This is a genomic window from Stenotrophomonas sp. SMYL89, assembly GCF_036319985.1.
Taxonomy (GTDB): domain Bacteria; phylum Pseudomonadota; class Gammaproteobacteria; order Xanthomonadales; family Xanthomonadaceae; genus Stenotrophomonas; species Stenotrophomonas maltophilia_Q.
The window spans coordinates 286,072-305,749 of sequence record NZ_JAWIRW010000004.1 but is presented as its reverse complement, the minus strand read 5'-3'; the positions used below and the strand labels follow the sequence as shown (position 1 = coordinate 305,749).

The following is a 19,678-nucleotide window of genomic DNA, read 5'->3' as shown; positions in this document are numbered from 1 at the left end:
GGCCTCCGGGTTTCCGGCATGCTCGGGTCTGGCGATGTAGCCGATATGACCGCTTTGCGACCAGTAGATGACGCGGTCGGGGGCCCTCGCCACCACGGCCCCGAGGGGCCATGGTGGGCACCGTGTTTGGTGCGTGGATCAGAAGCGCTGCTGGTATTTCATATAGATGAAACGGCCGATGTCGAAGCCGCCGTAATAGGAAAAGTTGGAACTCGGCTGGCTGTACATGACCGGCCCCTGGCGGCCGAACACGTTGTTGGCACCGATCGAAACGGTGGCGTCCCATGGCAGGTTGTAGCGCGCCTGCACGTCATGGAAGGTGACCGATCCACGACGGTTGTAGTCGCGCGTACCGCTGAACCACGGCGCGCGCTGGCCGGGGTGGGAACACTCGTTCGGATAATCCTCCGCGCCCAGGCAGCGTTCCTTGACCGCGGAGAAGTAGCGCAGTCCCCAGGTCAGGCCGAGATTGCCATGCTCCCAGCCCAGCGATGCGTTGGAGCGAACGCGGAAGCCGATGCCGCCGTTGGTGGCGATGCCGTTGCTGGGGATGGCCGGTACGCCGGCTTCGTTGGTGGTCTTCTCTTCGGCGTTGACCACATAGGTGGTCTTCCAGTCGGCGCTCAACGTGCCCCAGCGGGTTTCGACCTTGTGGCCAATCTCCAGGTCATAGCCTTCCGCCTGGCGGAAGCCGCTGTTGCGGTTGCCGTAGTTGAGCTTGTTGACAATGCCCAGCTCCGGATCGCGGGTGAAGCTGCCGCAGCGCTCGGCGATGCCCAGCTCGTAGCAGTCGCGGAGGATGTCATTGGGATGATCGGAAACGATGGTGTTGTCGATGCGGATCCTCCACCAGTCCAAAGCGATGTTCAGCCCTTCGGCAAACGTCGGGCTCCAGACCAGGCCCAGCGTGCGGCTGGTCGAGGTTTCCGGCTGCAGGTCCGGATTGGAGCCGTTGGTGAAGGGCAGGGGCGTCTGTCCACTGCTACCGGTGATGGGTTCATTGCCCTGGCCGAGCTGGCGGTAGGTGTCGGCATTGGCGATGTCGGCGGCGCAGCGCGCGCGCACTTCAGGACTGCTGGCCGCTGCACCGTAGACCGTGTCGCAGGGGTCGCGGAAGCCGGTGGTGAACGTCTCCGAGCCGCCGCCGTAAAGGTTGGCGATGGTTGGCGCGCGGAAGCCCTGGGCCCAGGTGCCGCGGACCAGCAGCTGATCGATGGGCTTCCAGGTGACGCCGAACTTGCTGTTGAGGGTTCCGCCGAAGGTGGAGTAGTCCGAGTACCGCGTGGCCGCGTTGAGGGTCAGCTCGCGGGCACCGGCGAGGTCGCGCAGCACCGGCACGCTCAGCTCCAGGTAGGCTTCGTCGACACGGTAGCTGCCGCCGGTCGGGCCGGCTGCCAGGTTGGTGGTGGCACCGGTCTGCGCCAGCGGGTCGGGGATGAAGCGACCGTCCTCACGACGGCTCTCCGCGCCCACTGCGAAGCCGAGTTCACCTGCCGGCAGAGTGGCCAGGCTGCCGCTGAGGTTGGCGAACAGATTGCGGGTGGTGGTGCGCCCGCGGGTGAGTTCTTCCGGGAACAGCCACTCCTGCAGTTCGGGATTGCCGGTCAGCCCATAAGGATCATTCTGGCCCTCCGGAACCAGCGGATTCCACGGCTTGCAGCCGGCAATCGGTGCTTCCGGGGTGCCACATTCAACCCTGCCGGTTTCCGGGTTGAAGAACGAGGGGCCGGTGGCATCGGCCACGCGCTGTTTGTGCAGGTTGCCGGTGGCACGTTGGGTCAGCTCACTGCGGTTGTACTGGTAGCCCGCTTCCCAGTCGAAGTCGCGACCGCCGAATTCGAAGTTGCCCTCGAATGCCGCGACGGCCTGCCAGGTGGTCAGATCGCTGGTGCTGACGCGAGGAATTTCCCAGGTACGGCGGTTCCAATGCACATCACTGGGCGTGTCGTAGCCGTGGTGGCTGCCGAACGGGTTGAACCAGCTGTCGGCGGACATCGGGGTGATGCCGGCTGGGCCGGACTGGAAGGGGTAGCCGGCGATCTGGCGCGTGGTGGTGCGCCGGTTGTAGGCCAGCTGCGTGTTGAAACGGACCTGGTCGTTCAGATCCACGCGCGCATCGACGAAGATCGAATCGCGCTTGATCGGCGTCTGCAGATGCATCTGCTCGTTGCTGTTGCTGACATCACCGGTGAATGGTGTGTTGTCGCTGAGGTGGAAGCTGTCCGGTCCACCCGGCAGGCTGCCACGGTCGAGCGAATAGCTGCAGCCCCGGCTGTTGCTGCAGCCGGGGCCCTTGAAGCCGGTGATGCGGCCCCACTGGCCGACCGTGGTCCAGCCGTCATCCGCGTGGCGGTCGGTATAGGTATAGGCACTGAAGCCACGGTCCCTGGCCCAGACGCCCTTTTCTTCGACATGTTCGGCAGCAATGCTGATGGAAGCACGGTCATTGGACCAGCCGGCAACCACGTCGTACTGGGTGCGTGCGCCGTCGCCTTCACTGTATTGGCCGTGATAGACGTTGGCGGTGACGCCTTCGACGTTGCGGCGGGTGATGATGTTCACCACGCCGGCCATCGCATCGGACCCGTAGATGGCCGAGGCACCGTCCTTGAGCACTTCCATGCGTTCCACCGCAGCGGCGGGAATGCTGGAAATGTCCTGGTATCCGCTGGTGGTCATGCCCAGCCGCTTGCCGTTGACCAGCACCAGGGTGCGCTGCGCACCGAGGCCGCGCATGTCCACGTAGCTGCCGCCGGCGGCTTCGCCGGCGCTCAGTGGGCTGGCGCGGCTCAATGCCGGACTGCCGGTCGCAGTAAGGTTCTGCAGGATGTCGGCAACGGAGTTGAAGCCCTGTCGCTCGATGTCGGCGCGGCTGACGGTCAGCACCGGCTGTGCGGTTTCCAGGTCGACCTGGCGGATGCGTGAGCCGGTGATCTCGATGCGGTCCAGCGTGGTGGCTTCGGGGGCCTGCTGCGCGAAGGCAGGAGCCGCCAGGGCAGTGGTTGCCGTCATCGCAAGTGCACGACGGATCGCCAACCCGAGTTCGGGAATACGGATGGTCATGGGTCTCTCTCTCTCTCTCAGTCTTCGAAGTCTTCGGTGCGCGGCCAAGCGGGCTGCGCCAACGCCACCGCAGGCGGTGGTTGTTCGAACCTAGTGAAGGAGGAGGGGGAGAGGTATGGGAAATGGACGAAATCGCCATGGCACGGCATGACGCTTCCGCACAAACCGGAAGTGAATCAATCGATTGATCTGATCGACGTGGGAGCGACGGACGAAGCATCCTCGCCTCGACTCTGGACTGAAAGCGTCATGGCAATTGCAGGGAGCGACAACCTGCGCGGAAACAGAAAAAAACCACGGCCCCGAAGGGCCGTGGTCGTAGAGCTTCAACAGCTTGTCGAACACGCGCGGAGGAGGCCTAAGGCGACGCGTTCTGACGCGCCGCTCTGGCAGTAGGGATCAGGCCACGAACGGACGGAACTGGATGCCCAGGCCGGCGAGGCCGTCGGTCTCACCGATCAGGTCGGCGCGGAGCAGCGGGCGGGCGTCGATGAAGGCCTGCGGCACGATCAGCGACAGGCGGTTGTCGTCGGCGGTCAGTTCCAATGCCGGCAGCGGATCGTCCTCGTGGGCACGGTTGAGCAGTACCGCCAGGCGCAGCAGGGCGGCCAGCCGGCGTGCAGTCAGCAGCAGGCGCTCGGGCAGGGGGTCGAAGGCGGTCTTGGTCACGCTGCGGCGATGACTGCGTACCAGTGCCGCCAGCATCTGCTGCTCCTGCCGCGAGAAGCCGGCGATGTCCGAGTGCTCCAGCACGTAGCTGCCATGCACGTGGTAGCCGCTGTGGGCAATCATCAGGCCCAGTTCGTGCAGGCGCGCGGCCCAGCCGAGCATGCGTGCGTCGTCGGCGTCGAGCTTCCAGCGCTCCTGCACCTGCTCCAGCAGCGACAGCGCGGTGTCCTGCACGCGGTCGGCCTGTACCGTGTCGATGCCGTAGCGCTGGCTGAGCGCGGCCACCGATTCGTCACGCAGGTCGTTCTCACCGGCGCGGCCGACGATGTCGTACAGGATGCCTTCGCGCATCGCCGCCTTGCTGACCAGCAGTTTCTGCAGGCCCAGTGCCTGGAAGGCGGCCTCCAGCACCAGGATGCCGCCGGCAATGATCGGGCGGCGGTCGCTGGACAGGCCCGGCAACTGGATGTCGTCGATCTTCTTGGCCTTCAGCAGTTCGTCGCGCAGTTGGGGCAGGGCCTCGGCGGTGATCGCGCCCTTGCTCAGCTTCATCGTTGCGCAGATCTCGCTGATCGCCTTGTGCGTGCCCGAGGAGCCGAGGGCTTCCTGCCAGCCCAGTGCGCGGTACTTGCTGGCGAAGGGCTGGAACTCGCGGCCGATCTCGGCCAGCGCATCCTTCCAGCGCTTCTTGCTCAGCTTGCCACCCGGGAAGAAGCGGCGGGTGCTGGCGATGCAGCCGGCCTGCAGGCTCTCGCGCTCCAGGGTCTGCATGCCCATGCCGATGATGAACTCGGTGGAGCCACCGCCAATGTCGATGACCAGGCGGCGCTGGCCGGGTTTGGGCGGTTGCGCGTGGGCCACGCCGAGGTAGATCAGGCGTGCTTCTTCGCGGCCGCTGACCACTTCAATGGCATGCCCCAGCGCGGTTTCGGCCGGGACCAGGAACGACTGCGGCGAGCGCAGCTGGCGTACGGTGTTGGTGGCCAATGCGCGTACCCGGTGCGGCGGCACATTGCGGATGCGCTGGCCGAAACGGGCCAGGCATTCCAGCGCGCGCTGCCGTGCAGCGGCGGAGAGGCCACCTTTGCCATCCAGGCCGTCGGCCATGCGCACCGTCTCGCGCAGGCGGTCGATCACCCGCAGCTGGCCGAGCGTGTAGCGCGCGATGACCATGTGGAAACTGTTGGAGCCAAGGTCGATGGCGGCCAGCAGGTCGCCATCCTGCAATGCGGGCGGAGTCGTGGTGGTATGCGGCATGGGCGAATGTTAGCCGAAGGGGCGGTGTGCTCGTCACCGCGTGGCCTTCACATTTTGGAAGAGGGAGTGCGGCAGGGCTGCGCCCTGCACCTGCAGAGGCCAGAGCAACGGCAACAGCAACAGCGGGCTATCCGTGGGATGGCGGGGTGGGTCCGATGGCAGGGGACGCCGTGAACCCCCAGGCCGGCCCAGCCGCTGGCGGCTGGGCGTTCGGGCGCTCGCGAAGCAGTGCTTCGCAAGCAAAGCGCCCTCACCCATGGGGGCTTGGTCGCCGCTTGCTCGTGTGCGCAGTCCTGCGCACACGGCAAGACCGGGGTTGGGCGTCCTGCCCAACCCGCCCGAGGCATGCCTCGGGCCCATGCGGCTCACACCCCTGCCACCGGACCCACCCCGCCTTCGACAGTTCTCTGCGATCTGATGGTGGGTGTCGACCTTGGTCGACACACCAGGTCAGAGACCCTGCATCAATGCCATCTGCGCAGAGTGCGGGGCTTCGTCGTGGGCCGGCGCACGCTTGTGGTAGATGCCGTCGGCATCCAGTTCCCAGGCGTTGAGGTTGTCGTCCAGGTAGTTCTGCAGGACTTCGCGGTAGACGCGCTTGGCCAGCTCCGGGTCCAGGATCGGGAAGCAGGTTTCCACCCGGCGCAGCAGGTTGCGTTCCAGCCAGTCGGCGCTGGCGCAGTACATCTCCGGTGCGCCGTCGTTGCCGAACCAGTAGACGCGGCTGTGCTCCAGGAAGCGGCCGACGATCGAACGCACGCGGATGTTGTCCGAGATGCCCGGTACGCCCGGGCGCAGGGTGCAGGCGCCGCGGATGATCAGGTCGATCTGCACGCCCGCCTGCGAAGCGGCGTACAGCGCGCGCACCACCTGCGGTTCGTTCAGAGCGTTCATCTTGGCGATGATCCGCGCCGGGCGGCCGGCGGCGGCGATGCGCGTTTCGCGCTCGATGCGGCCGAGGATGCCGGTGTGCAGGGTGAAGGGCGACTGCAGCAGGCGCTTGAGCTTCATCTTCGACGCCAGCCCGGACAGCTGCTGGAACAGCAGGTGCACGTCGTTGCCGATGTCCGCATCGGCGGTGATCAGGCTGATGTCGGTGTACGCGCGGGCGGTGCCGCTGTGGTAGTTGCCGGTGCCCAGGTGCACGTAGCGGCGCAGCTTGCGGCCCTCGCGGCGCACGATCAGCAGCATCTTGGCGTGGGTCTTGTAGCCGACCACGCCGTACACCACCTGCACGCCGGCCTCCTGCAGGCGATCGGCCAGGCCCAGGTTGGCCTCCTCGTCGAAGCGCGCGCGCAGCTCGACCACCACGGTCACGTCCTTGCCGTTGCGTGCGGCCTGGATCAGCGCGTCGACAATGAGCGAGTCCTTGCCGGTGCGGTACAGGGTCTGCTTGATCGCCAGCACGTTGGGATCGACCGCCGCCTGCCGGATCAGGTCCAGCACCGCGGTGAAGGCATCGAACGGGTGGTGCAGCAGCAGGTCCTGGCGCGAGGCTGTCTCGAAGATGCCGTCGCTGTCGCGCAGTGTGCGCGGGGTCATCGGCGGGTACTTCAGGTCCGGCTGTGCGATCAGGTCGTACAGCTGGATGATGCGGTTGAGGTTGACCGGGCCGTCGATGCGGTACACCGCGTTCTCGGTCAGGCCGAAGTTCTGCAGCAGGGTGCGCACGATCTCGCGCGGCATGTCCTGCGCGATTTCCAGCCGCACCGCCGGCCGGTAGCCGCGATCGACCAGTTCGTCGCGCAGTGCCAGCGCCAGGTTCTCCACTTCCTCCTCGTCCACCACCAGCTCGGAATTGCGGGTAACGCGGAACTGGTAGGCACCCTGGACTTCCATGCCCGGGAACAGCTCATCGACGAAGGTGGACAGCACCGACGACAGGAACACGAAGTTCTGCGATCCGCCGAGCTTCTCCGGCAGCTGGATGATGCGCGGCAGCGAGCGCGGCGCACGCACGATGGCCAGATGGCCGGCGCGGCCGAACGCGTCGGTGCCCTTCAGCACCACCACGATGTTCAGCGACTTGTTGAGGATCTTCGGGAACGGGTGCACCGGGTCCAGGCCCAGCGGCGACAGCACCGGCATGATCTCGTTGCGGAAGTACGCGCGCAGCCAGCGCTTCTGGCGGTGGTTCCACGAATGCCGGCCGAGTACGCCGATGCCGGCCTCCATCAGTGCAGGGCGCAGCGTCTCGTTCCAGCAGCGGTACTGCTGGTCCACCAGTTCGGCGGCACGGTCGTGGATGGCGTTGAGGATGGCCTGCGGGCTCATCCCGTCCGGTGCCGGCGGCAGGCCGAACTCCTGCGCGTGGCGGACGGCGGCGGCACGGATCTCGAAGAACTCGTCCAGGTTGGTGCAGGAGATGCACATGAAACGCAGGCGCTCCAGCAGCGGCACCTGCGGATCCATCGCCTGGGCCAGCACGCGGAAGTTGAAATCCAGCTGCGACAGTTCGCGGTTGATGTAGAGCGCCGGGTCGCGCAACGGATCGTTGTCCGGGCTCACGGGGAGGGGGAGGGATCCGAGGCTGCTCATGGCGTCATTCTTCGATGGAAGTCAGGGGGGCGGACTCGCGCGGGCGCACGTGGTCGGCATCGAAATGGCAGGAAAACACCGAGCCCTTGCCGACCTCGCTTTCAATCTCCAGCCGCGCGTGGTGCAGGCCGAGGATGTGCTTGACGATGGACAGGCCCAGGCCGGTACCGCCGCTTTCGCGGGAACGGCTGCTGGAGACACGGTAGAAACGTTCGGTCAGGCGCGGCAGGTGGGTGGCCGGGATGCCGTAACCGGAATCGCGCACCGCCAGCACCGCGCCGTCGCCTTCGCGGCGGAATTCCACCGCGATGCGGCCACCGGCCGGGGTATAGCGCACCGCATTGGTCACCAGGTTGGAGAAGGCGCTGTGCAGTTCCTTGGTGGAGCCCTGCAGGTCGACGCCGGCCTGATCGTCGATGCTGATCTGGTGGCGGCCCTGGCTGTGCGCTTCGGCCTCGCGGCGCAGCGTGGCCAGCATCGGCTGCATGGCCACGGTCTCTTCCTCGCTGTGTTCCTGCGATTCCAGCCGCGACAGGGTCAGCAGGTCTTCCACCAGCTGGGCCATGCGCTGGCTCTGCTTGCGCATTTCTTCCAGCATCGGTCCGGTTCCCGGGAAATCCTCCGGGTCCATCATGTCCAGGTAGCCGTGGACCACGGTGAGCGGCGTGCGCAGTTCGTGTGAAACGTTGGCGACGAAGTCGCGGCGCACCTGTTCCAGGCGCAGCAGCTTGCTGACGTCGCGGGCGATCAGCAGCCAGTAGTCCGACGAATAGGGGATCAGGCGCAGGTTCAGGCGGATCGCCGGATCGACCGGCGAGGGCACGTCCAGGATCGGCTCGGCATTGCGGCCGCCGGCCAGCCAGTGGGCAAGCGGCATCGGCTGCAGGCGTTCGACCAGGGCCTCGCCGAGGTCGCCCGGATGATGCAGGCCGAGCAGGGCGGTGGCCGCTTCGTTGAACCACTGCACGCGCTGGCTGTTGCGGTCCAGCACCACCACGGCGTCGGGCAGCGCGGCGGCGGCGGCGCGGTAGCTGCGCAGCATGTCGAGCAGGCGGCGCTTGCGAACGCGCATTTCCACCTGGTTGCGGTACAGCAGGCGGTCCAGCTCGTTCCAGACGCCGGTGCCTTCCTCGGCGGTGTCCCAGCGCTGGCGCGCGGTCAGCCGGCGCAGCACGCTGCGCAGCCGCCAGTAATGCCAGGCCAGGGTGGCCAGCGCGCCCAGTGCGATGCACAACCACAGGTGACCCGTGAACCACCCCACCAGTCCGGAGAACAGCAGTACCGCGGCAACGGTGGCCAGGGTCTTCAACCAGGCAGAGCGGATGTGGCGGGGCATTGCGATCTCGTCGTTGAGGTGCGGCGGTTCACTGGGGTGAACCGAGGGTTATAGCAGAGTTGCCGGCGCCGGCACCCGCGGGTGCGTGGCGCCGGCACGACGAGACTCAGGTGGCGGTGGAGAAGCGGTAGCCGGCGCCGCGCACGGTCTGCACCATGTTCTCGGCGTTGAACGGTTCCAGCGTCTTGCGCAGGCGGCGGATGTGCACGTCGATGGTGCGCTCCTCCACGTACACGCTGCCGCCCCACACATGGTCCAGCAGCTGGGCGCGGGTGTAGACGCGCTCGGGGTGGGTCATGAAGAAGTGCAGCAGGCGGTATTCGGTCGGGCCGATCGGCACCGGCTGGTCGTTGGCGAACACGCGATGGGCGGCGCCGTCGATGCGGATCGGGCCCACCGCCACGCTGCCGTCTTCGTCGTCCTCGCGGGCGCGGCGCATGACCGCACGGATGCGGGCCAGCAGTTCGCGCGCCGAGAACGGCTTGACCACGTAGTCGTCGACACCGGCTTCCAGGCCACCCACGCGGTCGTTCTCTTCACCGCGGGCGGTCAGCATGATGATCGGCACTTCGCGGGTCAGCGTCTCCTTGCGCCAGCGGCGGGCCAGATCCAGGCCGCTGGTGCCGGGCAGCATCCAGTCCAGCAGGATCAGGTCGGGAACGCGGTCGGCGATCGCGGTCTGGGCCTCGCGGGCGTCGCCGGCGTGGACCGGTTCGTAATCGCCCTTGCGCAGGGCGAAGGCGACCATTTCACGGATCGCGGGCTCGTCATCGACGATCAGGATGCGTTTCTGCACGAGGACACCGTAGGGCTCGGTTACTGGAGTGGTGCCAGTAGACTACGGTTTGATGACATGTTTGTGACTGCCTGGCCGGAACCGGTCGGGATTGCCATCGACCGGTCATGCAGCACTCAGCGGCGGTCCAGGTCCGGGTCCTGCACGCCCTGGCGGCGCAGCTCCAGCACGGTGGGGGTGATCGCCTCGATGCGCGCATCCACCCGCGCCCGGCCCACATAGTCCAGCGCCGGGTTGCGCTTGAGCGCCTGCAGCTGCATCAGCGACTGCTCCGGGCGGCCGCTGAGGAAGGCGGCCTCGGCATAGGCCTCGCTGGCGCGCACGCTGTCACCGGCCAGCTCGCTGGCACGGGCGTATCGCTGCTGGAAGACCGGATCGTTACCACTTTGCGACAGCAGGGGCCGCAGCATGGCCTGTGCGCGCTGGCCGGCCTCGCGGGTGCCCTGTTCGTTCAGGATCTCGGCATAGGTCAGGGCCACGGGCCGGCTGTTGGGGTGCTCGCGCAGCAGCTGCTCGAAACGGGTGTTGGCCTGCGCCCCCAGCCCGGCACGCGATTCGGCCTCGCCCAGGCCCAGTGCCAGCCACAGGTTGTCCGGGCGGGTCTGCAGCAGGCTGGCCAGGGTCTGCCGGGCCTGCGTGGCACCGCTGCGGCCGCCGCGCATGACCGCCAGCGCCTGGCCGTAGCGCTGTGCATCGTTGAGGCCGTCCTTCTGCCGCTTGGCCATATCTGCGTATTCGCGCTCCAGCTCGGCGGTGGAATCGGCGCTCAGCACCCGCAGGCGTTCGCGTGCCCACTCGAAGTCGCCGCTGGCGCCACGGGCCAGCTGGCCGACCGGAATGCGCAGCACGCTGCTGGGCAGCAGGGGGTTGTTTCCGCGCAGCAGCGGCTCGGCCAAGCCCGGGTCGGCCGGATTCACCCGTTCCTTGCGCTCGCCGCTGGGGGTGCTGGTGGTCAGCAGCACCGTGTCCTTCTTCATCTGCTCGGCGCGGGCCTTGGCCTCGCTGATGCGGGTGATGTTGACCGGGTGGGTGCGCAGGAACTCGGGCACGCTGTAGCCGCCCTCGTTGCCGCGCATCGCCGCCGACATGCGCTCGAAGAAGCCGGCCATCGCGTCCACGTCATAGCCGCTGCGCGACAGGGTGCGGATGCCGAGGCGGTCGGCCTCCGATTCGTTGGAGCGGGTGTAGTTGATCTGCCGCTGCTGCATCAGGCCCATGCCCGAGCTGATCGCGGCCATGGTCGCATTGCCCGAGGAGGTGCTGTTGCTGGCCTGGGCAGCCACCACCGCCGCCAGCATGCCCAGCAGGATCGGAATCTGGTCGCGCTGGGCGCGCTCGACCCCGCGCAGCACGTGCTGCTGGGTGACGTGGGCGATTTCGTGGGACAGCACTGCAGCCACCTCGTCCTCGCGTTCGGCGGTCAGCACCAGGCCGGCATTGACCCCGATGTAGCCGCCCAGCGTGGCGAAGGCGTTGATCTGGCGGTCCTTCATCACGAAGAAGGTGTAGGGCTGGCGCGGCTGGTCGCTGTTGGAGCCAAGCCGGGTGCCCATGGTCTGCAACCAGTCGTTCACCAGCGGGTCGTCCAGCAGGTAGCCGTAGTTGCGCAGCTCGCGCAGCATCATCGCGCCGTACTCGGCCTGGCGCGCCGGGGTCAGAAGCTCGCCGGCCGAGGAACCGATGTCGGGCAGCTTCTCCTGGGCCTGGGCCAGCGGCATGGCCAGGGCCAGGGTGACGGCGGTAGTCAGCAGCAGGGCTCGCAAGCAGAAGATCCTCGGGCAGGGCGCGCCAAGCGTGGCAGGGCAGGGGGCAACCATTCGTTAATCCACAGTGTTGCGTCGGTGGCGTGGAAATTCCAGCGCACCGGTACCATATGTAGACCGTCGATCCATCGTGGAGTTTCCCGTGACAGCCCAGACCGCCGGCGGTGCCCCCGCCATCACCATCTATTCCACCGCCGTCTGCCCGTATTGCGTGGCCGCCAAGAACTTCCTGAAGAGCAAGGGCCAGCAGTGGACCGAGGTCCGCATCGACCTGGACCCGGTCGAGCGCGAGAAGATGATGGCGCTGACCCGTCGGACCAGCGTGCCGCAGATCTTCGTGGGTGATGTCCATGTCGGCGGTTACGATGACATGATGGCCCTGCACCGTGAAGGCAAGCTCGAGCCGCTGCTGGCCGGGCAGGGCCAGGCATGAGCGCGGCCGACGACGGCAGCAAGGACCGCATCGCCGAGTTCACCGATTTCCGCAAGCGCATGAACGAGCGCATCCTGGGCGAACCGAACCAGGTGGTGCGGCGCTTCTTCGCACTGGACACGCAGACCTACCAGGCCGGCGCGCTGGACGTGAAGACCAAGGAACTGCTGGGCCTGGTGGCCTCGATGGTGCTGCGCTGCGACGACTGCATCAGCTACCACGTGGCCCAGTGCAAGGACGCCGGGGTGACCCGCGAGGAGTTCTTCGAGACCTTCTCGGTCGGCCTGGTGGTCGGCGGCTCGATCGTGATCCCGCACCTGCGCCGCGCGGTCGACTTCCTCGACCAGCTCGAAGGCGGCGCCGCCGCCCCGGCAGCGCACGAGCACTGAGGGGTAGTGCCGGCCGCTGGCCGGCATCGCCTGAATCCGGCATGGCCGGGGTTCGGCCGGCCGGGGCGCGCCCCCCCCCCCCCCCCGCCGGGGGGGGGGCGCCCCCCCCCCCCCCCCCACTACCGGGCCCGCGAGGGGGCCTGCCCCGCGATCCAACAGTCCTGGAGCCCCCTTGTTGTTCAAGGGGGCGCGCCGACAGGCGCGGGGATAAGGTGGAATGCGCGGGCAATTCTGCCTGAGCCGGGGACTGGGACCATGGTCTATTTGGGACCTCGGCCCCGGCTCAGGCATAATTGCCGGTGAAACTTCCTTTGCGCCGGCGTTTCCGGGCACGTCCGGACGGCGTTTTTCCCCCTGTTCGGAACATCGATCAATGACGCAGAAAATTACGGTCATCCGCGGCGACGGCATTGGCCCGGAAATCATGGACGCCACCCTGTTCGTGCTCGACCAGCTGAACGCTGGCCTGGAGTACGAAGACGCCGACGCCGGCCTGGTGGCCCTGGAAAAGCACGGCGACCTGATGCCGGCGGTGACCCTGGAATCGATCGCGCGCAACAAGGTCGCGCTGAAGAGCCCGCTGACCACCCCGGTCGGTGGTGGCTTCACCTCGATCAACGTCAGCCTGCGGCGCCACTTCGACCTGTACGCCAACGTGCGTCCGGCCCACACCTTCCCGAACACCAAGTCGCGTTTCGACAACGTCGACCTGATCACCGTTCGTGAGAACACCGAAGGTGCGTACCTGGCCGAAGGCCAGGAAGTGTCGGCCGACGGCGAGACCGCCTTCTCCGGCACCCGCATCACCCGCAAGGGTTCCGAGCGCATCGTGCGCTACGCCTTCGAGCTGGCCCGCAGCGTCGGCCGCAAGAAGGTCACCGCCGTGCACAAGGCCAACATCATCAAGTCGACCTCGGGCCTGTTCCTGAACGTCGCCCGTGAAGTGGCCGCGCAGTACCCGGACATCGAGTTCCAGGAAATGATCGTCGACAACTGCTGCATGCAGCTGGTGATGCGTCCGGAACAGTTCGACGTGATCGTCACCACCAACCTGTTCGGCGACATCATCTCCGACCTGTGCGCCGGCCTGGTTGGCGGCCTGGGCCTGGCCCCGGGTGCCAACATCGGCAAGGACGCGGCGATCTTCGAAGCCGTGCACGGCACCGCGCCGGACATCGCCGGCCAGGGCAAGGCCAATCCGTGCGCGCTGCTGCTGGCAGCCGCGCAGATGCTGGACCATATCGGTCAGCCGGAAAACGCCGAGCGCCTGCGCAAGGCCATCGTCGCAACGATGGAAGCCAAGGATTCGCTGACCGGCGACCTCGGCGGCACCGGTACCACCATGAGCTTCGCCAAGGCCATCGCCACCCGCCTGTAAGCGGCCGGTCGACCTCGGTTGGAACCCAACGGGGCGCCTTCGGGCGCCCCGTTGCGTTTTCCGGTATATCCACGCCATGCGTGGATGACGGAATGATCGGTTGTGCGGTTTCCGCACAGATCATGTACCGCCGCACGGCTGGTCCGTGCGCCAATCGCTACGCATCCTGTGCCCCCACACCCACCACACAGGAACCCTCCCATGAACCTCACCGCCTTCGGCCTGGCCAGCCTGATCGGCATGGCCGCCACCGCCCCGGTTGCCGCTGCCGAGCCGTCCCATTCCACCATCCGCGACATGGCCGGCGTGCCGGTCGCGGCCTCGCTGGATGCCGCGAAGACCGCCGTGCTGGTGATCGACTTCCAGAACGAATACTTCGATGCCAGCGCTGCACCGGGCTTTGCCGGTGGCCGCATGGTCATTCCCGATGGCATGGCGGCGCTGCGCCAGGCCAAGCGGGTGGTCGAGTTCGCCGATGCGCATGGCATCCGTGTGATCCATGTGCAACACGTGCTGCCGGCCGGCGCGCCGTTGTTTGCGCAGGGCAGCGTCAACGCCGCCTTCCATCGTGACCTGCTGCCGCGCAAGGGCGAAACCGTGGTGCAGAAGGACAACGTCAGCGTGTTCGCTGGTGCTTCGGCTGCCGTGCTGGACACCGTGCTGAAGGACGCCGGCATCGACACGCTGATCGTCACCGGCCTGCAAACCCATGCCTGCGTGGCCGGTGCGGCCCGCGATGCAGCCGCCGCACCGCGTGGCTACCGGGTGATCGTGTCGTCCGATGCCAGCGCCAGTCGCGACCTGGATCTGGCCAGCGGCCAGCGCATGGATCATCGCGTGCTGCACGAGGCCTCGCTGGCGCAGATCGAGGACGCCTTCGGTGACGTTCTGAGTACCGATGCGATCCTGGCGCTGCCGGTGCGCAAAGCCGGCGACGGCGCTTGATAAGCTGGCAGGGCCCGCATGCCGTGGGCCCTGCCAGGGGGAACCGCTCGCTGATGGATCATTTCGCTGCCCTGCGTGCGCTGCGCGCCATCGTCGACGCAGGCAGCTTCACCGCTGCGGCAGAACGCCTGGGCACGACCCACTCGGCGATGTCACGGCAGCTGCGGCAACTGGAAGACCACCTGCAGGTACGCCTGCTCGATCGAAACAGCCGCCGGCTGTCATTGACCGAAGCCGGACGCGATTACTACCGGGAGGCGGGCGTGCTGCTCGATCGTCTGCAGGAGGCGGATGACCGCGCGCGTGCCGGGCAGGCGCAGCCCAGTGGCGCCGTACGCATCAGCGTGCCGCAGGTGGTCGCCAGCCAGGAGCTGCCCCAGTGGCTGCCGTCGTTCCTGCAGCGCAACCCACAGGTCTCGCTGGACCTGTCAGCCGATGATCAACTGGTCGATGTGGTGGGGGGCGGTTTCGACCTGGCCCTGCGCATCGCGCCCTCGTTGCCGGACAGCCAGCTGGTCGCGCGCGAACTGGCCAGCTGCCCGCGCATCCTGGTGGCCGCGCCGGCCTATCTGGCACGTCGTGGTCTGCCGCGGCAGGCTGCGGATCTCGAACAACATACGCTGCTGGGATTCAGTCCCACGCCGTCAATGCCGCCCTGGCAGCTGCAGGGGCCGCGCGGTACCTGCGTGAGCATCGAGGCCGGCCAGCGCCTGCGCGTGGATGCCACGCCTGCGCTGTATGCCGCCGCGCTGGCCGGAATGGGCATCAGCCTGTTCACTGCGCTGACCGTCCAGGAGGACCTGCGCGCGGGCCGCTTGATCCGCGTGCTGCCGGCCTGGCATGCCGGGCAGCGCCGCTACTTCGCGCTGTATCCGCATGCACGTGCGCTGGCGCCGAAAGTGCGCGCGCTGGTCGAGCACCTTGTAGCGCACTACGCTGCGCAGATGGGCGCGGCAGGGTAGCCGCGCGGTTGCAACCGAGGTGGTGATGGAGTCGGTGTATCTGCTGGTCGCGCTTGGCGCGATCGTTGCCGGGTTCGTGCAGGGGCTGTCCGGCTTCGCCTTCGGCATGGTGGCGATGTCGTTCTGGGCATGGGGGCTGGAGCCGCGACTGGCGGCCACACTGTCGGTGTTCGGCGCGCTGGTCGGCCAGCTGGTGGCGGTGTTCACCGTGCGCCGTGGCTTCAACCTGCGCCTGCTGCTGCCCTTCGTGCTGGGTGGGCTGGCCGGCATTCCGCTGGGCGTGATGGTGCTGCCGCAGCTGGACATGGACTGGTTCAAGGCTTTGCTGGGCGGCTTCCTGGCGCTGTGGTGCCCGGTGATGCTGATGGCGCGCTCGTTGCCGCCGATCACGATCGGAGGGCGCGTGGGTGACGCCATTGCCGGTATGGCCGGTGGCGTGCTCAGTGGCATCGGTGGCTTCGCCGGGCCGGTGCCGACGTTGTGGAGCACGCTGCGCGGCTTCGGCAAGGACGAGCAGCGCGCGGTCATCCAGAACTTCAACCTGGCCATGCTGGCGGTGACCATGGCCACCTATGTTGGCAGTGGACTGGTGACGCGGCAGATGCTGCCGTACTTCGCCATCGTGGCGCCGGCGATGCTGGCGCCGACCCTGCTGGGTGCGCGGGTCTACATCGGCATCAGCGAAGCGCGTTTCCGGCAGGTCGTGCTGAGCCTGCTCACGGCGTCAGGCATCGCGTTGCTGGCCTCGTCGCTGCCGGCGCTGCTGGCACGCGCGCCGGCGGCCTGAGACTCAGGCCGGGCGGAACATGCGGAAGCGTTGTTCGGCGCCGATGCGGAAGTAGTCGGCGGGGCCGCCGCCGCGCAGGATCGGCGCCGCTGCAGCGGTGTCGTAGATGCCATCGACCAGCAAACGGGTATCGATGTGCACTGCGACCACTTCGCCCAGCACCAGCCAGCCGTTGGTGTCCTGCCCGGCGGCATCGCGCAGGCGCACGATCTGGGTGCAGCGGCATTCCATGCTTACCGGGCTCTGTGCCACGCGGGGTGGCGCGACCTGCGTGGAGGCCAGTGGCGTCAGCCCGGCCAGGGCGAACTCGTCGACCTCCGGCCCGACCGCACGACAGCTTTCGTTCATTGCTTCGGCCAGGTCGAAGGTCGCCAGGTTCCAGGCGAACTCACCGGTCGCTTCAATGTTGCGCAGCGAGTCTTTGCGGCCCTGGCTGGAGAAGCCGATGATCGGCGGGGTGTAGTTGAACGCATTGAAGAAGCTGTACGGCGCCAGGTTCAATGTTCCTTCGCCGTCGCAGCTGGAAATCCAGCCGATCGGTCGTGGGCCGATGATGGCGTTGAACGGGTCGTGCGGCAGGCGGTGGCCGTCGGCCGGGCGATAGCTGTGAAAGGTGTGGGACATGGGGTGGGGTTCCAAAAAAGAAGCCGTGGCCCTCTCGGACCACGGCTTGTCGTTTACGACCTGATGGGGCTCAGCGCTGCTGGATCTTCGACAGCAGGCGCAGGAACTCCACATACAGCCAGACCAGGGTCACCATCAGGCCGAATGCGCCATACCACTCCATGTACTTCGGCGCGCGCTGGGCCACGCCGGTTTCGATGAAGTCGAAATCCAGCACCAGGTTCAGCGCGGCGACGACCACCACGAACAGGCTGAAAGCAATGCCCAACCAGCTGGAGTCGTGGATCACCGGCACATCGATGTTGAAGAAGCCGAGCACGAACGAGGCCAGGTAGAGCAGGGCGATGCCGCCGGTGGCGGCGACCACGCCCATCTTGAAGTTCTCGGTGGCCTTGATCATGCCGCTGCGGTACGCGAACAGCAGCGCGGCCAGGGTGCCGAAGGTCAGCAGCACGGCCTGGAATACGATGCCCGGGTACTTCATGTTGAACAGGGCCGAGACGGCGCCCAGGAACAGGCCTTCGACCAGCGCGTACATCGGTGCGGTGACCGGCGACCATTCCTTCTTGAAGATGGTGATCAGCGCCAGCACCAGGCCGCCGATTGCACCGCCGATGGCGTACAGGCTCGCGCTGCCGGAAATCTGGCCGTACTCATCGACCGACTGGCTCCAGGCGAACGCCGCGGTCAGCACGGTCAGCAGCAGCAGGATGCCGGTCTTGTTGGCGGTGCCGTTGAGGGTCATGACCTGGTCGGGGCTGGTCACCACCGAGCCACTGGCGAGGTCGAGGAAGGTCGACTCGGAAAGAGCCGGGTTGCCGCTGCGCATGCGTGTTCTCCGTGCGAATGAGGGGCTGGACGGCCATCCGGCCGATGACCGGGAGCATAGCCGATGGCTGCGCGTGGCGCCGTGCCACGCGTCGGGTCCGGATCGCCGCGTTGACAGTTCATGATGCGCTTGGCCACAATGACCAGCTCCCCGGGCCTGGCCCGAGGGGATTGCAAGACCGGGGTATAGCGCAGTCTGGTAGCGCGCCTGCTTTGGGAGCAGGATGTCGGGGGTTCGAATCCCTCTACCCCGACCAATCCCACATCACGTCGGATTGGACGCCGTTCCGGTTCGGGCGCCCGTAGCTCAACTGGATAGAGCACCGGCCTTCTAAGCCGGCGGTTACAGGTTCGATTCCTGTCGGGCGCGCCATTGGCGAGGCACTGGGATCGCATCGACGGATGTGAAGAAGTGCTTGCAAAAGCGTAAAGACTCCACCAGAATATCGGACTCGCTTCGGCGGACCGGAACTTCGGTGACAGTCTCCAGGCAAAGGTTTGAAGCTCCCGCGTCGGCAGTAGCGGCGGTGGGGCGAAAGTTTCAGTGGTGGCTGTAGCTCAGTTGGTTAGAGTACCGGATTGTGATTCCGGTGGTCGGGGGTTCGAATCCCCTCAGCCACCCCACTGATTCAACCGCATCGGCGCTGCCGAAACGGTATTGCAATAAACAGAACGCACGCTACAATGTGCGTCTGAGTTTCACGGGCCGTTAGCTCAGTTGGTAGAGCAGTTGACTCTTAATCAATAGGTCCAAGGTTCGAATCCTTGACGGCCCACCAAGACGGAAGCCACCTGGTACGCCAGGTGGCTTTTTTCTTATAAGTGTGACCCCATCATTTCGATGGATCACGCGCTGAAGCGCTCCGCCTGGCGGGGCCGCTGCAGCGGCAGCGGGACCGCAGCGCTGGTTTCAACGATGTTGAAAAAAGTGCTTGCACCCACCGAGCGGATCGGGTCATAATTCGCGCCCCGATTTCGGGCTGTTAGCTCAGTTGGTAGAGCAGTTGACTCTTAATCAATAGGTCCAAGGTTCGAATCCTTGACAGCCCACCAGACGAAAGCCACTTGGTCAGCCAAGTGGCTTTTTTCTTGCCTGTGGCCTGGCTGAGTGCGCCAAGTCGCTAAGCCGGTAGATCCACGCCATGGGTGGAGAAGGCGGAGGCCGCATCTACGCATGGCGTGGATCTACTGAAGCGGTGATGAAACCGGGGTCATACGCGTCATCAGTGTTTTCAATGCTGTGCGCTGCTTCTCACCGCTTCGTGTCCTGCATCGCACCCAATGGTTCTTCCGCGCCGATGGCGCATGCATGAAGGAGAATCTGATGGCCGATATCAACCGACGCGTTTCATGGGCGATGGTTCCGCTCGCGCTGGTGGCGCTCGCTGCCTGCAGCCCGCCGGGCGACCCGGCGCAGACCGTGCAGCGCGATGCCGATGCGCAGCATGTTCCCGCACCTCCTGTCGGTGAGGCGATGGAGATGCAGCCGGCGGCGCCGACTGAAGGCGTGACCCAGCCCGAAGCGGTGCAGCTGCGCCGGACCGATGGCGGTGGCATCGAGATCCGCAACGTGGACGCAGCGGACGGGCAGGGGGCTGACGCAGCGCCCGCCGCACCCCTGAAACCCTGATCCAGGGCCGTCCCGGGCGGCTGCCGGTCGTCCGGGACAGCAGATTCAGCTTTGTGCAGACCTTTCGCTTCCGGCCCCCGCCTGCGACAATGAAGGTCTGTGCCGGCCACGCGAAAGTGGCGGAATTGGTAGACGCCCTGGATTTAGGTTCCAGTGCCGCAAGGCGTGGGGGTTCGAGTCCCCCCTTTCGCACCAGTGCCGGCCTGTCTCCCCGCCCAGATCGGGCCCGCTGCACCCCTTGACCGGCACGCGCTGGCAGTGCAGGCCAAATTGGGCGAAA

General features: G+C 66.7%; 15 protein-coding genes and 6 tRNA genes. 13 read left to right on the top strand and 8 right to left on the bottom strand.

Annotation, left to right across the window (positions count from 1 at the left end):
• Positions 1-138: 138 nt before the first annotated feature.
• The 6 genes from V3B41_RS07520 to V3B41_RS07495 all read right to left on the bottom strand — a co-directional run bounded on the left by V3B41_RS07520 (position 139) and on the right by V3B41_RS07495 (position 11,476).
• Complete coding sequence (locus V3B41_RS07520) at positions 139-3,063, bottom strand: TonB-dependent receptor (RefSeq protein ID WP_049430302.1); 2,925 nt, start codon at positions 3,061-3,063, stop codon at positions 139-141.
• 399 nt (positions 3,064-3,462) lie between these two features.
• Positions 3,463-4,989: an exopolyphosphatase gene (gene ppx / locus V3B41_RS07515; protein ID WP_049430300.1), complete on the bottom strand. Its 1,527-nt coding sequence runs from the start codon at positions 4,987-4,989 to the stop codon at positions 3,463-3,465.
• 450 nt (positions 4,990-5,439) lie between these two features.
• A complete protein-coding gene (ppk1, locus tag V3B41_RS07510; protein ID WP_049431123.1) occupies positions 5,440-7,527 on the bottom strand; it encodes a polyphosphate kinase 1 in 2,088 nt (695 codons plus the stop codon).
• A 4-nt stretch (positions 7,528-7,531) separates the two neighbouring features.
• On the bottom strand, positions 7,532-8,863 hold the full coding sequence (gene phoR / locus V3B41_RS07505) for a phosphate regulon sensor histidine kinase PhoR (RefSeq protein WP_100443773.1): 1,332 nt from the start codon (positions 8,861-8,863) through the stop codon (positions 7,532-7,534).
• A 106-nt stretch (positions 8,864-8,969) separates the two neighbouring features.
• Positions 8,970-9,659 (bottom strand): phosphate regulon transcriptional regulator PhoB, encoded by a 690-nt coding sequence (gene phoB / locus V3B41_RS07500; protein ID WP_005408258.1) that lies wholly within the window; start codon positions 9,657-9,659, stop codon positions 8,970-8,972.
• A 116-nt stretch (positions 9,660-9,775) separates the two neighbouring features.
• Entirely contained in the window at positions 9,776-11,476 is a 1,701-nt protein-coding gene (locus V3B41_RS07495; RefSeq protein ID WP_180848843.1) for a M48 family metalloprotease, read from the bottom strand.
• Positions 11,477-11,564: 88 nt separating this feature from the next.
• Here V3B41_RS07495 and grxC point away from each other — a divergent pair, with 88 nt between their 5' ends.
• The 6 genes from grxC to V3B41_RS07465 all read left to right on the top strand — a co-directional run bounded on the left by grxC (position 11,565) and on the right by V3B41_RS07465 (position 16,316).
• Positions 11,565-11,855: a glutaredoxin 3 gene (gene grxC, locus V3B41_RS07490; RefSeq protein ID WP_049400919.1), complete on the top strand. Its 291-nt coding sequence runs from the start codon at positions 11,565-11,567 to the stop codon at positions 11,853-11,855.
• A complete protein-coding gene (locus V3B41_RS07485) occupies positions 11,852-12,244 on the top strand; it encodes a carboxymuconolactone decarboxylase family protein (RefSeq protein ID WP_005408260.1) in 393 nt (130 codons plus the stop codon). Before grxC ends, V3B41_RS07485 begins: the two co-directional genes overlap by 4 nt.
• A 373-nt stretch (positions 12,245-12,617) precedes the next feature.
• Positions 12,618-13,622, top strand: coding sequence for an isocitrate dehydrogenase (locus tag V3B41_RS07480; protein WP_099551263.1), 1,005 nt, complete (start codon positions 12,618-12,620; stop codon positions 13,620-13,622).
• 201 nt (positions 13,623-13,823) lie between these two features.
• On the top strand, positions 13,824-14,567 hold the full coding sequence (locus V3B41_RS07475) for an isochorismatase family cysteine hydrolase (protein ID WP_049431138.1): 744 nt from the start codon (positions 13,824-13,826) through the stop codon (positions 14,565-14,567).
• A 53-nt stretch (positions 14,568-14,620) separates the two neighbouring features.
• Positions 14,621-15,529, top strand: a complete 909-nt coding sequence (locus V3B41_RS07470) for a LysR family transcriptional regulator (RefSeq protein ID WP_049431142.1) — start codon at positions 14,621-14,623, stop codon at positions 15,527-15,529.
• Positions 15,530-15,554: 25 nt separating this feature from the next.
• Positions 15,555-16,316: a sulfite exporter TauE/SafE family protein gene (locus V3B41_RS07465; protein ID WP_049431144.1), complete on the top strand. Its 762-nt coding sequence runs from the start codon at positions 15,555-15,557 to the stop codon at positions 16,314-16,316.
• 3 nt (positions 16,317-16,319) lie between these two features.
• Here the strand turns inward: V3B41_RS07465 and V3B41_RS07460 are convergent, their stop codons facing one another.
• A complete protein-coding gene (locus V3B41_RS07460; protein ID WP_049431147.1) occupies positions 16,320-16,940 on the bottom strand; it encodes a flavin reductase family protein in 621 nt (206 codons plus the stop codon).
• A gap of 70 nt (positions 16,941-17,010) precedes the next feature.
• Positions 17,011-17,769 carry a Bax inhibitor-1/YccA family protein gene (locus V3B41_RS07455; RefSeq protein WP_049431150.1) on the bottom strand — a complete coding sequence of 253 codons (759 nt, stop codon included), beginning with the start codon at positions 17,767-17,769 and terminating at the stop codon, positions 17,011-17,013.
• A gap of 179 nt (positions 17,770-17,948) precedes the next feature.
• On the opposite strand from V3B41_RS07455, the gene V3B41_RS07450 reads away from it, so the two are divergent.
• From V3B41_RS07450 to V3B41_RS07420, 7 genes are all read left to right on the top strand, one after another.
• Positions 17,949-18,025 (top strand) — tRNA-Pro (locus tag V3B41_RS07450).
• A 39-nt stretch (positions 18,026-18,064) separates the two neighbouring features.
• A tRNA-Arg gene (locus tag V3B41_RS07445) sits at positions 18,065-18,141 on the top strand.
• Positions 18,142-18,315: 174 nt separating this feature from the next.
• Positions 18,316-18,392, top strand: a tRNA-His gene (locus tag V3B41_RS07440).
• A 79-nt stretch (positions 18,393-18,471) separates the two neighbouring features.
• A tRNA-Lys gene (locus tag V3B41_RS07435) sits at positions 18,472-18,547 on the top strand.
• Between the two features lie 198 nt (positions 18,548-18,745).
• A tRNA-Lys gene (locus tag V3B41_RS07430) sits at positions 18,746-18,821 on the top strand.
• Positions 18,822-19,092: 271 nt separating this feature from the next.
• Complete coding sequence (locus V3B41_RS07425; RefSeq protein WP_049426653.1) at positions 19,093-19,398, top strand: hypothetical protein; 306 nt, start codon at positions 19,093-19,095, stop codon at positions 19,396-19,398.
• Positions 19,399-19,508: 110 nt separating this feature from the next.
• Positions 19,509-19,593 (top strand) — tRNA-Leu (locus V3B41_RS07420).
• Positions 19,594-19,678: the final 85 nt, after the last annotated feature.

Bases quoted from the DNA above. Each gene is read 5' to 3' on its own strand.
- V3B41_RS07520 (WP_049430302.1), bottom strand. From the start codon at position 3,063: ATGACCATCCGTATTCCCGAACTCGGGTTGGCGATCCGTCGTGCACTT.
- ppx (WP_049430300.1), bottom strand. From the start codon at position 4,989: ATGCCGCATACCACCACGACTCCGCCCGCATTGCAGGATGGCGACCTG.
- ppk1 (WP_049431123.1), bottom strand. From the start codon at position 7,527: ATGAGCAGCCTCGGATCCCTCCCCCTCCCCGTGAGCCCGGACAACGAT.
- phoR (WP_100443773.1), bottom strand. From the start codon at position 8,863: ATGCCCCGCCACATCCGCTCTGCCTGGTTGAAGACCCTGGCCACCGTT.
- V3B41_RS07495 (WP_180848843.1), bottom strand. From the start codon at position 11,476: ATGGTTGCCCCCTGCCCTGCCACGCTTGGCGCGCCCTGCCCGAGGATC.
- V3B41_RS07485 (WP_005408260.1), top strand. From the start codon at position 11,852: ATGAGCGCGGCCGACGACGGCAGCAAGGACCGCATCGCCGAGTTCACC.
- V3B41_RS07480 (WP_099551263.1), top strand. From the start codon at position 12,618: ATGACGCAGAAAATTACGGTCATCCGCGGCGACGGCATTGGCCCGGAA.
- V3B41_RS07475 (WP_049431138.1), top strand. From the start codon at position 13,824: ATGAACCTCACCGCCTTCGGCCTGGCCAGCCTGATCGGCATGGCCGCC.
- V3B41_RS07470 (WP_049431142.1), top strand. From the start codon at position 14,621: ATGGATCATTTCGCTGCCCTGCGTGCGCTGCGCGCCATCGTCGACGCA.
- V3B41_RS07465 (WP_049431144.1), top strand. From the start codon at position 15,555: ATGGAGTCGGTGTATCTGCTGGTCGCGCTTGGCGCGATCGTTGCCGGG.
- V3B41_RS07460 (WP_049431147.1), bottom strand. From the start codon at position 16,940: ATGTCCCACACCTTTCACAGCTATCGCCCGGCCGACGGCCACCGCCTG.
- V3B41_RS07455 (WP_049431150.1), bottom strand. From the start codon at position 17,769: ATGCGCAGCGGCAACCCGGCTCTTTCCGAGTCGACCTTCCTCGACCTC.
- V3B41_RS07425 (WP_049426653.1), top strand. From the start codon at position 19,093: ATGGCCGATATCAACCGACGCGTTTCATGGGCGATGGTTCCGCTCGCG.